This window comes from Vibrio sp. 1641, assembly GCF_033339995.1.
In the GTDB taxonomy this organism is placed as follows: Bacteria; Pseudomonadota; Gammaproteobacteria; order Enterobacterales; family Vibrionaceae; genus Vibrio; species Vibrio alginolyticus.
This window is the reverse complement of the sequence record NZ_JAWOVP010000295.1, coordinates 1-614: the sequence shown is the minus strand read 5'-3', so window position 1 is coordinate 614 and position 614 is coordinate 1. Positions and strand designations below refer to the sequence as shown.

Here is a 614-nt window from a genome sequence, read left to right as displayed (position 1 = left end):
TCTGCGCAACAATGCCACAATACGCTCAAACTGCTCTTCAGAAATCAGTCCACGCAGAAGTGACGTTTTGGCCGCCATCACCGTACCAGAAGACACCGCCTCACCATGTAACCAATTGCCGTAGCCTAATTCAGCTTCTATCGCATGACCGAAAGTGTGACCCAAATTGAGCAACGCTCGAATTCCAGACTCTTTTTCGTCTTGTGCAACCACTTCAGCTTTAATTTGGCAGCAACGTGCAATGGCATAGGTAAGCGCGTCTTCATCCAACGTGTACAAACGGTCTAAATTTTCTTCCAGCCAATCAAAGAATGCACCATCATAAATAATGCCGTATTTGATCACTTCAGCTATACCAGCAGCAAATTCACGCTCAGGTAGCGTCGATAAACAGTTGGTATCGATGATCACCGCTTTCGGTTGGTAAAATGCGCCAACCATGTTTTTACCTAGCGGATGATTGACTGCTGTTTTGCCGCCAACGGAAGAATCCACTTGGGACAACAACGTCGTTGGAATTTGGATAAAGTCCACACCTCGCTGATAGCAGGCTGAAGCAAAACCGACGAGATCTCCGATTACACCACCACCGAGGGCAATAATGACCACATCAC

The 614-nt window shown here is 47.1% G+C and carries 1 protein-coding gene; it reads right to left on the bottom strand.

The window, feature by feature from the left end; all coding sequences use genetic code 11:
- The coding region (locus tag R7Z47_RS25615; RefSeq protein WP_318130862.1) for a 3-dehydroquinate synthase family protein at positions 1-614 on the bottom strand (614 nt) is incomplete at both ends.